Genomic DNA, 13,301 nt, shown 5'->3' on the forward strand with positions numbered 1-13,301 from the left:
AAAAAAAAAAAAAAAAAAAAAAAAAGGAAAGAAAAAAAAAGACAAACCAAAAACGGCACCCGCGGCCTTCCGCTGCGGAGAGGGCAGGATTCGAACCTACGTGGGCGTCAACCCAGACCGGACAAGGTCCGGCCCCCGTTAGGCCACTACGGGAACCTCTCCAGATCCCGGTTCCGGTGTCTCCCGGCCCCGTTCACATCCACCATCATGCACCGTGGTTCTGAAATCAGACTGACAGGTCGCTGATAACCGGGGCGCAGCATCATTTCACCCTTCCAATCACGATTCCGGAGATGCTTCACTTCTGCTGTTGCTTCACTTCCTTGGCGCGCGGCGTGTCAGCCATGCGGCCACTAGCCCGCAGAAAGCGAGAAGCACATGGATGAGTCCCCGACCACACACGACTACCTGCTGCACGCGATCCAGGCATATACCGTGGCAGACAATCCGAGCGCATTCCTGGCATTGAACACGGGAAACAGTGCCTTCACCGCACCCGGAGTCGAGGGGGTGGTGGTCCACCGGCGTGCGGGCCGCTATCTCGTGCAGTTCGGCGGCCCCTTCGCCCCCGCCGACGCGTACGATGATCTCCTCGATCTCTTTCAGGCGTACGCCCGCGAGCGGGGTCTGCGGTGGGTGGGTGTGCAGTTGCAGCGCAGCGACGCCGAGGCCCATGCCCGGCGGGGGCTGACGGTGAACCAGATCGGCGCGTCATGGGCGGTTGAGCTGGAGAACTTCACCCTGCGCGGCACGCGGTTCATGCAGCTTCGGAACAAGATTTCCCGTGCCATGCGCAATGGTCTGCGCGTCGAAGAGGTCGACGCCGAGAACTGGTACGACGCCCTCCGGGCCATCGACCGGCCGTGGCTGAATTCCAAGGGCGACGGCTCCCGGCCGTTGGAGTTCCTCGTGGGCGAGTACGGCGGTCCGGCTCAGAAACACCGGCGGCTGTTCATGGGCTTCATCGGGGACCAGCCCGTCGGCTACATCTCGTACTCGCCGGTCTTCGGCAGTCGGGCCGGTTGGATGCACGACCTGAGCCGCCGCGTCCCGGGCGGCTCCCCCGGCATCATGGAAGCCATCAACGCTCATGCCGTGGCCGTCTTCCGGGGGGAGGGCGCGGATTGGCTGCACTTCGGCTTCACGCCGTTCACCGGGCTCGCTCCGGTGAACGAGCTCCCGGGTCACAGCATGGCATTCCGGTGGTTCATGCAATACCTCTGGGCCGAGGGCGCCGCAGTGTACCCGGCGCAGACCCAGCTGGCGTACAAGGAGAAGTGGGCGCCCACCACCGCGATCCCGGAATACGTCGCCTTCGACGGACCGGCGTCGCTGGCGGGCTTCGCGCACATTTTCCGCGCGTGCAACGCATTCTGACCCGGGGCCGGCAACACCGTACGACAACTACCGAGGAGGTACCGAAAGTGTCCCACAGCGAAACCAATGCCAACGCCGAGACCAAGGCGCTCAAGCAGGCCATGGCGGAGTCGTTCTTCGCCATCATCGGCGCACCCGACGACGAGGAGACCGCGGCACGCGCCGATCAAGTGGTGGAGCGGCTCGACGCACGACTCGCCCCGCCCTCCGAGTCCGCGCCGTCGGCCACCGGCCACTGACCGGTACACCGGCTCCGGGTCTCTGACCAGCCTCGGAGACTCATCCGACGACGACGCGCAGCAACCCACCGCCGTCTTCCGGAGTCCGGCTCGGGCGGCGGGCTGCTGGGGTGTCAGCTCGCGGAGAAGGAGACCGGCAGATGCCGGACACCCCGCATGATGATGCCGGGGCGCCATTGGAGGTCTCCGGGCGGGACCGTGAGCGCGAGGTCCGGAAACCGGCGTAACAGGGTGCTGATCGCCACCTGCCCTTCGAGCCGCGCCAGCGGCGCACCGAGGCAGTGGTGGATGCCGTGGCCGAAGCCCACGTGCGGGTTGTCGCCACGCTTGATGTCGAGCCGGTCCGCCCCCGCGAACCGCTCGGGATCCCGATTCGCCGAGGCGAGTACGACCAGTACGGGCTCGCCCGCGGGAATCTCGACGCCGCCGACTACGACCGGTTCCATGGTGTACCGCCAGGTCGCGGTCTCCACGGGTCCGTTGTAGCGGATGAACTCCTCGATGGCCGGGGCGAGCAGGGACTCGTCGGCCCGCAGGGCCGCGAGTTGATCGGGGTGGGTCAGCAGGGCGATGACGCCGTTGCCGACCAGGTTCACCGTGGTCTCATGGCCCGCCACGAGCAGCAGCAGAGCCATGGTCACCACTTCTTCGTCGTCGAGACCATCCACTCCGTCAGCGGCCGACACCAACGCTGATATCAGACCGGCGTCCGGCTCCCGGCGCATGCGCCCGACGAAGTCGGAGAGGTAGCCGTGCAAATTGGCGAAGGCCGGTTCGACCAGCGGACGTTCGTCCTCGTCGGCGGAGGTGAGGAGCGTCGACCACTCCCGGAAGGCGTCGCGGTCCGCCACCGGAATGCCCAGCAGCTCGCAGATCACGGTGATCGGCAAGGGGAAGGCGAAGTCGTCGATGAGGTCCGCCCGGCCCGTGCCCGCCACCCGGTCAAGCAGCTCGTCGGCGATCTCCTGCACCCGTGGTCGCAGCTCCTGGACCCGACGCGGCGTGAACGCCTTTACTACGAGCCTGCGCAGCCGGGTGTGGTCCGGCGGATCGCTGTTGAGCATGCTCGACATCAACGGCAGGTTGTCCTCGCCCTCGCCCGCCACGATCGCCTCACGTAACGAGGCGCTGACATTGGCCGGCTCCTTCGACAGACGCGGATCGGTGAGTACGGCCCGCGCGTCCGCGTAGCGGGTGACGAGCCAGACATCGCTGAAGGCCGGGAAATACACCCGGTGTACACCGCCCGTCTCCCGCAGCGCGCCATAGAAGTCGAACGGGTTCGCCCTGAAATGTGGATCGAACATTTCGAATCTCAACCGCTGATCCAATTCAGCTCCCAGAGTATTTGATGCCACCCTCAATCGGGATATTAAATTTGCCGACATGATGCCGCACTGACTCGTCACTGACTTTCGCACCGGAAAGCATTTTTGGCCGAGGCGGAGCTTCGGCATTACCTCTCAGGTAATCGACAACATCCCTACCGGAGGCCAAAGTGGGGACGTACACACCAGGTCCTCGTGCCGCGCCCGGGGGCTCGGCTTGCCATGTGACATCCCTGGAGACCCCGGATGACTACTGAGGCGAACCTGTCGCCTGTGACCGCCCGTCAGGAAGCACACGACGGGGCCTCGTGGGCCGCGTTGGCGATCGTCCTGGTCGGCACCTTTATCACGGTTCTCGACTACTTCATCGTGAACGTCGCCATCCCCTCCATGCAGGACGGCCTCAACGCCAGCTCGGCCCAGGCCCAGGGCTTCATCATCGCCTACGGGCTCGCCTTCACCGGCGGCATGATCACCGGTGGTCGGCTCGGGGACCTCTACGGCCGTCGCCGCATGTACACCCTGGGTGTCCTGATCTTCACGATCGCGTCAGCCGCGTGTGGTCTCGCCCCCAACGCGCCGTTCCTGATCGTCGCCCGTGCGGTGCAGGGGGCTGCGGCTGCCTTACTGGTCCCCCAGGTACTCGGCATCCTCAGCGCCACGTACCACGGCGAGCGCCGGGCCCGCGCCTTCAACGCCTACGGCCTGGCCATCGGATTTGCCAGCGTCCTCGGTCAACTGATCGGCGGCGCGCTGATCACCGTCGATCTCTTCGACCTGGACTGGCGGAGCATCTTCCTCATCAACGTGCCGGTCGGGATCGCAGCCGTGCTGCTGACCGGCCGGCTGGTGCCCGAGTCCCGCGGCGAGGGCCGCGCGCAGCTCGACCTGGTCGGCGCGGTCCTGGTCACGGCCGGCCTGGTCGCGATCGTGCTGCCGCTGGTGCAGGGGCACGAGCAGCACTGGCCGATGTGGGGCTGGGTATCAATGGTGCTGTCCGTGCCGCTGCTCGGGGCCTTCGTGGTCCACCAGAAGCGGCTCGGCGAAGCGGGCGGGGCGCCGCTGATCCATTTGGGGCTGTTTCGTGAGCGCGTGTTCTCCGTGGGGCTCGTGGCCGTGCTGCTCTATTTCATGGCCATGGGCTCCTTCTTCCTCCTGCTGGCCCTCTACCTTCAGCAGGGCCGCGGATACTCCGCCATGGAGTCCGGTTTGATCTTCAGCGCGCTCAGCGTCGGCTACTTCGGTTCGTCGCTGTTGTCCGGTCGGCTCGCCCGGTACCTCGGTCGGCAGTTGGTCGCCGCGGGAGGCCTGGCCGTCGCGGTCGGATACACGGCGGCGGGCATCACCGTGTCGCAGCTCGGAATCACAGGCGCCATCGGCTGGGTCGTCCCATCCCTGCTGGTCGCCGGCGTCGGAATGGGCATGGTGACCGGTCCGCTCACCAACACCGTCCTGACCGGCGTGGTACCGGAACACTCGGCCGCCGCCTCCGGCGCCTTGTCCACCATGCAGGAGGGCGGCGCCGCACTGGGCGTTGCCGTGGTGGGTACGGTCTTCTACCCGGCGCTGACGGACGGCCGGGCCGACTCCTACAGCCATGCCTTCGCGCTCGGCGTCATCCCCCTGGTGTGTTTCGGTGCCGCCGTCGCGCTGGTCGTCCAGTTCTTCCCGCGAACCTCCGAGAAATAACGTCGGAACAGAAAACAAAAGTGCCAGCGGCAACAAATGTCAGGGCCTTACGGTGCGGCGTCCGCCGACACGCTGTAAGGCCCTCTCGCTTCCTATCTGTCGACCACGTATCAGTGGCGTGTCATCGCCCGCTGCCATCATGGATTACGCGCGATGACCTGAAATCCGGGAATCCCGGGTGACAGGAATCCGCGGATCGATTTGCGGAAGACCGCCGCTCTCATCCCAACACCGGAAGGATCCCATGTCCGAGGTCGACGTACAGATCCCCGACTGGCCGCTACAGCGCACCTGCCCCTTCTCGCCGCCACCTGCCTACAAGGAGTTGCGCCAGGGCCCGCCGCGGCTCGTCCGCCACCGCGGGGGCTTGGCCTGGCTCATCTCCCGGCACGAGGATGTCCGGGAAGCGCTGGCCGATCCGCGGATGAGCTCCGACGACCAGCAGCCGAACTTTCCGCACCGCATCCTGTTGCCTCCGTGGCCTCGAGTAAACTCCTTCTGGCGTATGGACCAGCCGGAACACGGCCGGCTGCGCCACATGGCCATGCCCGAGTTCACCGCCCGCCGGACCCGGGAACTGCGTCCCAGAGTTCAGAATCTGGTGGACGAGCTGCTGGACGCGATGGCCGAGATGCCTCAGCCCGTCGACTTCGCCCAGGCCTTTGCCGTCCAGCTTCCATGCCTGGTCATCGCGCGGATCTTCGGCGTACCGGACGGCGACATCGCCTTCTTCAAGGAACAGACCGGCCTCATCCTCGCGCAGGACCGCGGCCCTGAAGCGCCGCTCGCCGCCTACGAGGCGATGTCGGAGTACCTGGGAGATCTCACCCGGCGCAAGGCCAAGGAGCCCGGTGACGACCTGATCAGCCGGCTGGTGCACGACTACCAGAACAAGGGCCTGCTCACTCACGACGATCTCGTCGGCATCGTGCGGCTCATGATCATCGCAGGCCACGAGACCACCGCGAACCTGCTGGGCCTGACCGTCCTGGCGCTGCTGTCGCACCCGGACCAACTCGCCGAGCTGACAGCCGACCCAGGCATCGCGCCGAAGGTCGTGGAAGAGGCGCTGCGCTACTGGTCGATCTCTCAGGACAACATCGTCCGGGTGGCGGCCGACGACCTGGTGATCGGCGGCGCGCGGGTCGCCAAGGGTGACGGAGTGATCATCTCCATCCCCAGTGCCAATCACGACGAGCGCTTCTTCCCCGACCCGGAGCTCTTCGACATCCACCGCGACACCAAGAACCACGTCGCGTTCGGACTGGGACCGCACTACTGCCCGGGGGCGCCCCTGGCCCGACTGGAGCTGGAACTCGCCCTGCCCGCCCTGTTCGCGCGCTTCCCCGGACTTCGGCTCGCCGTCGACGTCGACGACCTCTCCTTTCGCGAGGGAGCCTTGGTGTACGCGGTGGACGGTCTCCTGCTCAGTTGGTGAAACTCGTGACATCCCGTCATCGGTCGGCCGTTCCGCTTCCCGGAGCCGGGAAGTGGAACGGCCGACCGTTTTGGCCGAAGATCCTCTGAGTCCCGTAGCGTGTTCGCGGTCTAGGATTGGCTCGTGACAGTTTCCGACACCAGTACCCGGGTAGGGCCCCTGTTACGTCTGTGGCGCAACGAGCGGAAGGTCAGTCAGGCCGATCTCGCTCTGTGCGCGGACACGTCGGCGCGCCACATCAGCTTCATTGAGACCGGCCGGTCCAGACCGAGCCGCGAACTCCTGGAGAGGCTGGCGGACCGCCTTCAGGTTCCCATTCGCCAGCGCAACGCCCTGCTCGTGGCCGCCGGCTATGCCCCGGTCTACCAGGAGACGTCCCTGGAGGCGCCCCGCATGCGGGCCGTCAAGGAGGCCGTCGACCGGATCCTCGGCGTGCATATGCCTTTTCCGGCCCTCGCCGTGGACGCGGACGAGCACATCCTGGCGATGAACCGCAGCACCGAGCTGCTGCTTCGGGAAACCGTGCAATCGGACCTGCTGGTGCCGCCCGTCAACGTGATGCGCATGGCACTGCACCCGGCCGGAATGGTGCGCCATGTCCTCAATGCCGAGGAGTGGAAGGCTCATCTCCTCAGTCGCCTGTACCGTCAAGCCGTCTACTCCAACCGCGAGAGCCTCTGGGCCCTCTACAACGAAATGGCCGGATACCGGATTCCGGACGAGAGCGGGAACCATGAACTCTCGGACAGCATCGTCGCGTTGATCGAGTTGCGCGCTTTCGGCACGGTTCTCCGGCTCTTCAGCACCATCACGACCTTCGGGGCCACCACGGACGTGACCGTCGCGGAGTTGTCCCTGGAGACCCTGCACCCGGCCGACGACCACACGGCGTCGGTGTTCCAGCAGGTCGTCAAGGCCGCCGGCGACTCCTACGGGGTGTCCACGATCTCCACTACCGCGGAGGCGAAGGTGAATCCGGGTCCGGACCCCACCAGCAAGACCGCTTCCCCAGGGGTGACAGCGTCTGTCCGGCACAGGTAGTCGAGCCCGGCGAACTGGTCCCCGGCCCCCAAGTGCCCGACCCTACGGCCGAACTCCCACAGGCTCCTTTCCTCCGGGAAGCCGAGCACATCGTAGTTCTCCGCTTGGCCCTGCCCTCGGTGCATGAAGGGGACAATGACGCGCGAGATGTCGTCGCGCGTCAGCCCCGCGTCCGTGAGCGCCTGCTGCGCCGTCCTGAGCAGGCCGGCCTCATACCGTTCCCAGGAGCCGACCGCCTCGGGGGTGACCGCGTGCCGGGCGCCGCGTTCGATGACTCTCACCGGATTTTCCTGCCCGGGCATGGACCTGAAGGGTGCGTCTCCCCGGAACCACGGTTCGAGGGAGCTGTCCGCCCCGACCGCCGTGGCAAGGATGCGTGCGAAGCCGGCCCGGCGGGACACGACAAGCGCCGTTCCGGCATCACCGATGATCATGTTGAGCTGCATGTTCCAGCGGTCCAGCATCGGCGGCGCGAAGCAGTCGCCCGTGGTCAGCAGGGCCGCTTCGGCGAAACCACCGCTCACATAGGCGGTGGCCAGATGCAGTGCGCCCATTCCACCATTGCATTTCTGGCCCAGGTCGAATGGCACGGCGTACGGGCCGACCGTTCGGCTCGCGATGTAGGACGCGGGGGTCCACATGTCCAAACCCTGAAACCAGCAGCTACTGTGCAGGACCAGACCGACGTCTTCGGGCGCTACGGCGGAATGTTTCAGTGCCCGGTCCGCGGCCTGAATGGCCATGTCCGGCCCCACAATTCCCTCCGCGACTGCGATGGAGGTGTAGCCGAGATCCTGATGCGCGGCATCCACCAGGCCCTCTTCAACCGCTTTACCCAGTGGGACCAGGTCCGGCAACCAGGTGGCGGCACTCGCAATGTAGACCGGATTGTCACAGCGCATTACTCACCTCGTAGGCAGGCACGGAGCGATCTCGTCTGGACTACAGCCGTAACACGGAAGGCGAACGGAGCGGGCGCGGCACCGGATGCGTGTACCGGTAACGCGCCCGCTCCGTACGGCGTTGTTCAGGACGGCATCTTGTCGATGAACTGGTAGTCGTGGACGATCCGTCCGTCCTCGCCGACAAGGAACAATTGCGTACCGATCGACGCCGGTTCGCCGCCCGCCGTGGGCACCATATCCCAGGTAAACCGCACGGCCTCGTGGTTCTCGTCCACCTTCGCCGTCTTGAAAACGTACTCGCCGTTCTTCACGAACTGCTCATACGCCTCGGTGACGGCGGCTTCGATCCCGGCATGACCGCGGAACTCGGCGCCCTGGTTGGCGTACACGGCGTCGTCGGCCCAGATCTCGGAGACACCCTTACGTCGGAGAGCAGGGTCCCCCTCGTTCCAGACCGCCACATATCGCTCCACGAAATCGTCAATGTTGCTCAACGTGATCCCTTCCGTTGCTGCGCACGAGAACGCACTGATTACAGGGCCGGGGGGCGCGAATCCCGGCGATTGAGAGTCTTGCATCGCCTCCCACGGGTTGTCGATTACCTCATCGGTAATGGCTTGCCGTTCAGTAAACGTGTACGGTTAATCCAACGGGGGTGGTGGGCACATGCTCATCGAATGCACATCCAAGGGACGGCCGACCTGGCTGGGCTTCGGGAATTTACACCCGCAGATGAGTTCAGTCGGGTCTGGCGTATCCGTCGCCGTCGGGTCCCGTATCGTCGCAGGGCCCGGCCTGTCCAGCCGACGCTTTTCTCCAGCGCTCTCCACCTCTGCCACGGTGCGACCTCGTCGCTCCCCTATGCCCGACTTGATTCGGCATAGGGAAGGGCATCTTGAGACTCATCAGTCGACATGTCAACAGGTAACGGGAGCCGACATGCTGGAGTTCAGAATTCTCGGCCCTCCGGTCGTCAAGGGTCGAGGAGGAGTGCGTACACCACAAGGGCCTTTTCAGGCGACACTACTCATCTCCCTGCTCGTGGCCGACGGACGTCCCGTCCAGGCCGACGACCTCATTCACGAGCTATGGGGCAATGGCCGCCCCACCCACCCGGACAATGCGCTTCACGCGCACATCAGCAGGCTACGCCGGGTCCTGGAGAAGCTGGAGCCGGAGCCTTCGCAGTCGCGCATCATCAGTCGGCCCGGCGGCTATCAACTGGCCGTCGACGACGCCTCGGTGGACGCAATCTCCTTCGTCTCCGAGGTCAGCGACATCGAGGCCATGGTGGACCACATGCCGCCCCAGGAGGCGGCCGGCCAACTGCGTCAGGTCCTGGACCGCTGGCAGGGGCCGATCTTCGGGGGCATCACCGGCGGCCGGATCTGCCAGGCCAGCGCGAAGCGGTACGAGGAGACGCGGCTGCACGCCTGCACGATGCTGTTCGACGCGGAGCTGGCCAGCGGCCACCACTCGGCCATCATCGCCGAGCTGAGGGCCCTGCTCACCTCGTATTCCGGCTTCTACGAACTCCACTGCGAACAGCTCATGATCGCCCTGTACCGGTCCGGGCGTCAGGCCGAAGCACTGGAGGCATACCGCCAGGGCCGTGATGTGATAGATCACTTCACATCCCGTCCGCCCTCCGTGCGCCTGCGAAGATGCGAACACATGGTGCTCGTACAGGATCCCAGGCTGACCGAGGACACGCGGCGGGCTGTGCTCACAGCTCTGTGACCGTCGACCGCGGGCGCCCCGCGTGGCCCGTGGCGGGCAACGCGGGGCGCCCGCGGTCTCGCCACGCCCCGCCCAGCCCTCCGGGGTGTTCCGCGTCAGGAGGGCTGGTCGAAGCCGTGCATGATCGGCGAGGGATCCAGACCCAGCTCCTGCGACACCTTGCGCCGCAACTCCTGGTAGACCACGCGTGCTTCGGTGTGCCGGCCCGATCGTTGCAGGGCGATCAGCAGCTGCTGCCAGAACCGTTCCCGAAACGGCTGATCGGTCAGTTGCTCGCGCAGTTCGGGAATCACTCTTCCGTAGTTGCCCAGTTCCAACTCGTTCTCGTACAGCAGCTCCAGCGCGGCGATACGTGACTCCTCCAGTCGGCAGATGGCCGCCTGACACAGCGCCGTTCCGGCCATCCCGTGGAGAGCCGGCCCGCGCCAGAGATCCAGGAGTGAGCGGAGTTCCCGGACGGTGACCGCCGGATCGTCTGCGCTGTGGTCCCTGATCCGCTCCAGACCGGCCCTGAAGATCTCCGCGTCGAGTTCCCCCTCGTCCACGTTGAGCTGGTAACCGGCCGGAAAAGCGACCAGCCTCGCCGTCCCCGCGTCCGGCTCCCAGTCGGCGAGTTTCTGCCGAAGCCGGCTGACATGCGCCTGTAACGCGTTCTCGACGTGTGCGGGTGGCTTCTCCTGCCAGAGCTCGTTTATCAGAGGGTCGATCGGCACCAAGTTGCCGGCGTTGGCGAGAAGTACGGTGAGGAGCTTTCTCTGCATAAAGCCCTTCGGCCGGACGACCTGGGTCGGTGTGCCGATCTCCAACGGGCCCAGGACTCTGAACGAAAGCACGTGTCCTCCCAAACGATCACGAGCATTGGTCGAGGCCTCCGATGTTGCGAGCTTGCGCGGCCGGCCGACCAGGCACATCGGCGTGGCCTTGCCGATACGTACCCCGTATCGATCCGATCTTCGCATCCGACCCCTGACAACCCGCTGACGTGAACGCCCGACGCGGTCGCCGGGACGGCCCGAGCCGTCCCGGCGAGGTACTCCCCGCGCGACGGTTTCCCAACCTGCGCCTAGGCCGCGAGCCGCCGCAGATGGCGCACCATGTCGGAAACGACGGCCAGGGCGTTGTCGTTGATGTAGAAATGATCGCCCTGGAATTCGGAATTCCCCAGATACGACGGCGTGCGGGGCGTCCAGGACTCCATCGCTCCATGTTGCATGAGCTGGTCGGACCGCCCGCTGTAGGTGGCCACCGGGCACGGCACCCGAGCCGCGTCGTCGACGTAGCTGGCGACGACGGCCAAGTCGGCCCGCATCGCCGGGATGACGGTGGCCAAGGCCTTCGGATCGTCCATGATCTCCTTGGGCACGGATCCCAGGCTCCGGATCCAGGTGAGGAGCTCCTCCTCGGGCATGTTGGCCTGCTCCAGGGTGACGGTGAGGAAGCCCTCCGGCGCCCATCCGGAGGCACCGAGGAGGACGGGCCCCCGCTCACCCCTGGCCTCAAGCTCCACGGCGATCCGGTAGGCGAGCTGGGCGCCCAGGCAGTGGCCGAAGAACGCGTACGGCCGGTCGTCCAGTTCGGCGAGCAGGGCCTCGCACAGGGCCTCGACGAGGGGGACCATCTCAACGAAGGTCTCCTCCCCGAGTCGGTCCTGACGGCCGGGCAGTTGCACGGTTTGGTGGGCGATGTCGCCGGGGATCAGGGGTGGCCAGTCGCGGTAGATGGAGGCGCCACTGCCCGCGTGGGGGAACAGGAAGAGCCTGGAAGCCGCCTCGGGATCGGTCTCGGCGGGCTGGAACCAGCGGCCGAGGATGGAGGTGGGAGAGGTTGTCACGCTGTCTCCTGCGATGTCGTGGGGCAAGGGGAAGGGGCCGACCGGTGGGCGGGCCGCGCACCGAGCGGCGGCGCGTCGGCGTCGTCGGGGGTTCAGGACTGCTGCTGGTACCCGTCGCGCAGTTGCCGGCGGAGCAGCTTCCCGGAGGGATTGCGCGGCACGTGGTCGATGAAGATGTAACGGGTGGGGATCTTGAAGTCGGCGACCCGGCCCCTGAGCGAGATCATCAGTTCACGCGGGGTCGCCTCCCGGCCGGGCCGGAGCGCCACACAGGCCTGGACGGCCTCGCCCCAACGCTCGTCGGGAACGCCGATCACGGCGACATCGGCGACGGCCGGGTGCTCGGCCAGGGCCTTCTCCACCTCAGCGGGATAGATGTTCTGCCCGGCGACAATGATGGTGTCATTGACTCGGTCGCACAGGTAAAGGTAGCCGTCCTCATCCAGGTAGCCCGCGTCCCCCATCAGCAGCCAGCCGTCGACCATGAGTTCCTGCGTGGCCTGGGGCAATTGCCAGTACTCCAGCAGGCTGGTCGGGGTGCGGACGCATACCTGTCCGATCTCACCGGCCGGCAGGGGACGGCCGTCCCGGTCGATGATCTTCAGCTCGTTCCCGGGGCAGGCCCGGCCCGCTGAAGCCAGCAGCGAACTGCCCGGTTTGTGGTCGGCCGGCGGCAGACAGGCGGCCACACTGCCCGTCTCCGTACTGGCGTAGATCTGGGCGAACTCGCAGCCCATGACGTCCAGGCAGCGTTCCAGGAGAGCCGTTGGGATCGGGGCGGCCCCGTAGGCCACTTTGCGCAGGGTGCGAAAGGTCTCCCGGTCCACCCCAGGCTCGTCCAGCAGCATCTGGAGCATCGCCGGGGCGATGAAGGTGGTGGTGACGCCCAGCTCCTTGATCAGCCGGACGGCCTCCTCGCTGACGAAGATGCGCATGATCACGTTGGTGGCACCGGCGGTGAAGCCGTGCATGAACCAGCCCATGCCCGCGGTGTGGAAGCCGGGGAAGGAGATGAGACTGACGTCGTCGGGTCGCCAGTCGATCCATGCCTCGCCGAGCCGCCGCATCTCCTCGGTAAAGGCGAAGAAGGTGCGGTGCCCCAGGACGACGCCCTTGGGCAGGCCCGAGGTACCGCTGGTGTAGAGCTGGATGACGGGGGTGTTCCGGTCGCTGCGCAGGACGAGGTCGTCGTCGGGGTGGCCGGCTTGCCAGGTACGGAACCCGTCACCGGGTGCGCCGCCGTCGTCGAGCCGCACCACGGTCCGCAGCTTGGGCAGCTGCGGGGCCACGTCCGCCGCCGTGCTCATGAACTCGTCTTCCACGAAGAGGATCTCGACCCCCGAGTCGCGCAAAATGTGGTCGACCTCGGTGGCGGTCAGCCTCCAGTTGACCGGCACCAGCACGCTCTCGCTCTTAGCGCACCCCAGGGCCAGGGTGTAGTAGTGCTCCGATTCCCGGCCCAGGTAGCCGATCCGGCTGCCCGCCGTGGCTCGGTGCGCGCGCAGCGCGTGAGCGGTGCGGTTGCTCTCGCGGTGCAGTTCGCCGTAGCTCATGCGCCGGCCCTGGCAGTGGATGGCGGTGTGGTCCGGGCGCTGCGCGGCGTGGTGGGCTGCGACATCCCCCAGCGTCAGTGTTGGTGTACGTGTCATGAGTTCTCGCTTCTTGGCTCTGCGCCCGGGTGGTGCCGAGCGGCTTGGGGCGGACAGGGCGTCG

Annotated in this window: 12 protein-coding genes and 1 tRNA gene; 6 read left to right on the forward strand and 7 right to left on the reverse strand. The window is 66.3% G+C overall.

What is annotated here, in order from left to right; genetic code table 11:
- Positions 1-75: 75 nt before the first annotated feature.
- Positions 76-162, reverse strand: a tRNA-Lys gene (locus ACT2CW_RS22820).
- A gap of 216 nt (positions 163-378) precedes the next feature.
- Between ACT2CW_RS22820 and ACT2CW_RS22825 the strand changes: the two genes are divergently transcribed.
- Together ACT2CW_RS22825 and ACT2CW_RS22830 are read left to right on the forward strand one after the other, a co-directional pair.
- Positions 379-1,377, forward strand: a complete 999-nt coding sequence (locus tag ACT2CW_RS22825) for a phosphatidylglycerol lysyltransferase domain-containing protein (RefSeq protein ID WP_432048353.1) — start codon at positions 379-381, stop codon at positions 1,375-1,377.
- 47 nt (positions 1,378-1,424) lie between these two features.
- The gene (locus ACT2CW_RS22830; RefSeq protein ID WP_445518056.1) at positions 1,425-1,616 is read left to right on the forward strand and encodes a hypothetical protein; all 192 of its coding nucleotides are present in this window, start codon (positions 1,425-1,427) and stop codon (positions 1,614-1,616) included.
- Between the two features lie 113 nt (positions 1,617-1,729).
- On the opposite strand, the gene ACT2CW_RS22835 is transcribed toward ACT2CW_RS22830, so the two are convergent.
- A complete protein-coding gene (locus ACT2CW_RS22835; RefSeq protein ID WP_445518057.1) occupies positions 1,730-2,923 on the reverse strand; it encodes a cytochrome P450 family protein in 1,194 nt (397 codons plus the stop codon).
- Between the two features lie 267 nt (positions 2,924-3,190).
- Between ACT2CW_RS22835 and ACT2CW_RS22840 the strand changes: the two genes are divergently transcribed.
- The 3 genes from ACT2CW_RS22840 to ACT2CW_RS22850 all read left to right on the forward strand — a co-directional run bounded on the left by ACT2CW_RS22840 (position 3,191) and on the right by ACT2CW_RS22850 (position 7,112).
- Complete coding sequence (locus tag ACT2CW_RS22840; protein ID WP_432048349.1) at positions 3,191-4,633, forward strand: MFS transporter; 1,443 nt, start codon at positions 3,191-3,193, stop codon at positions 4,631-4,633.
- Positions 4,634-4,877: 244 nt separating this feature from the next.
- Positions 4,878-6,071, forward strand: coding sequence for a cytochrome P450 (locus tag ACT2CW_RS22845; RefSeq protein ID WP_432048348.1), 1,194 nt, complete (start codon positions 4,878-4,880; stop codon positions 6,069-6,071).
- Positions 6,072-6,194: 123 nt separating this feature from the next.
- Positions 6,195-7,112 carry an MmyB family transcriptional regulator gene (locus ACT2CW_RS22850; RefSeq protein WP_445518058.1) on the forward strand — a complete coding sequence of 306 codons (918 nt, stop codon included), beginning with the start codon at positions 6,195-6,197 and terminating at the stop codon, positions 7,110-7,112.
- On the opposite strand, the gene ACT2CW_RS22855 is transcribed toward ACT2CW_RS22850, so the two are convergent.
- Positions 7,001-8,014 carry a ketoacyl-ACP synthase III family protein gene (locus ACT2CW_RS22855; RefSeq protein ID WP_432048346.1) on the reverse strand — a complete coding sequence of 338 codons (1,014 nt, stop codon included), beginning with the start codon at positions 8,012-8,014 and terminating at the stop codon, positions 7,001-7,003. The genes ACT2CW_RS22850 and ACT2CW_RS22855 overlap by 112 nt on opposite strands.
- Before the next feature lie 125 nt (positions 8,015-8,139).
- Positions 8,140-8,511, reverse strand: a complete 372-nt coding sequence (locus ACT2CW_RS22860; protein ID WP_138913600.1) for a nuclear transport factor 2 family protein — start codon at positions 8,509-8,511, stop codon at positions 8,140-8,142.
- Positions 8,512-8,956: 445 nt separating this feature from the next.
- Between ACT2CW_RS22860 and ACT2CW_RS22865 the strand changes: the two genes are divergently transcribed.
- Complete coding sequence (locus tag ACT2CW_RS22865) at positions 8,957-9,757, forward strand: AfsR/SARP family transcriptional regulator (protein ID WP_445518059.1); 801 nt, start codon at positions 8,957-8,959, stop codon at positions 9,755-9,757.
- A 95-nt stretch (positions 9,758-9,852) separates the two neighbouring features.
- On the opposite strand, the gene ACT2CW_RS22870 is transcribed toward ACT2CW_RS22865, so the two are convergent.
- The 3 genes from ACT2CW_RS22870 to ACT2CW_RS22880 all read right to left on the reverse strand — a co-directional run bounded on the left by ACT2CW_RS22870 (position 9,853) and on the right by ACT2CW_RS22880 (position 13,237).
- Positions 9,853-10,563, reverse strand: coding sequence for an AfsR/SARP family transcriptional regulator (locus tag ACT2CW_RS22870; RefSeq protein WP_445518060.1), 711 nt, complete (start codon positions 10,561-10,563; stop codon positions 9,853-9,855).
- Positions 10,564-10,820: 257 nt separating this feature from the next.
- Entirely contained in the window at positions 10,821-11,588 is a 768-nt protein-coding gene (locus ACT2CW_RS22875) for a thioesterase II family protein (RefSeq protein ID WP_432048343.1), read from the reverse strand.
- A gap of 92 nt (positions 11,589-11,680) precedes the next feature.
- Positions 11,681-13,237, reverse strand: a complete 1,557-nt coding sequence (locus ACT2CW_RS22880) for a long-chain-fatty-acid--CoA ligase (protein WP_432048342.1) — start codon at positions 13,235-13,237, stop codon at positions 11,681-11,683.
- Between the last annotated feature and the right edge of the window lie 64 nt (positions 13,238-13,301).

Source organism: Streptomyces sp. NEAU-174 (genome assembly GCF_052665095.1).

What these genes read in the sequence shown, in the direction of transcription:
- ACT2CW_RS22825 (WP_432048353.1), top strand. Translation starts at nt 379, where the DNA reads ATGGATGAGTCCCCGACCACACACGACTACCTGCTGCACGCGATCCAG.
- ACT2CW_RS22835 (WP_445518057.1), bottom strand. Translation starts at nt 2,923, where the DNA reads ATGTTCGATCCACATTTCAGGGCGAACCCGTTCGACTTCTATGGCGCG.
- ACT2CW_RS22840 (WP_432048349.1), top strand. Translation starts at nt 3,191, where the DNA reads ATGACTACTGAGGCGAACCTGTCGCCTGTGACCGCCCGTCAGGAAGCA.
- ACT2CW_RS22845 (WP_432048348.1), top strand. Translation starts at nt 4,878, where the DNA reads ATGTCCGAGGTCGACGTACAGATCCCCGACTGGCCGCTACAGCGCACC.
- ACT2CW_RS22855 (WP_432048346.1), bottom strand. Translation starts at nt 8,014, where the DNA reads ATGCGCTGTGACAATCCGGTCTACATTGCGAGTGCCGCCACCTGGTTG.
- ACT2CW_RS22865 (WP_445518059.1), top strand. Translation starts at nt 8,957, where the DNA reads ATGCTGGAGTTCAGAATTCTCGGCCCTCCGGTCGTCAAGGGTCGAGGA.
- ACT2CW_RS22880 (WP_432048342.1), bottom strand. Translation starts at nt 13,237, where the DNA reads ATGACACGTACACCAACACTGACGCTGGGGGATGTCGCAGCCCACCAC.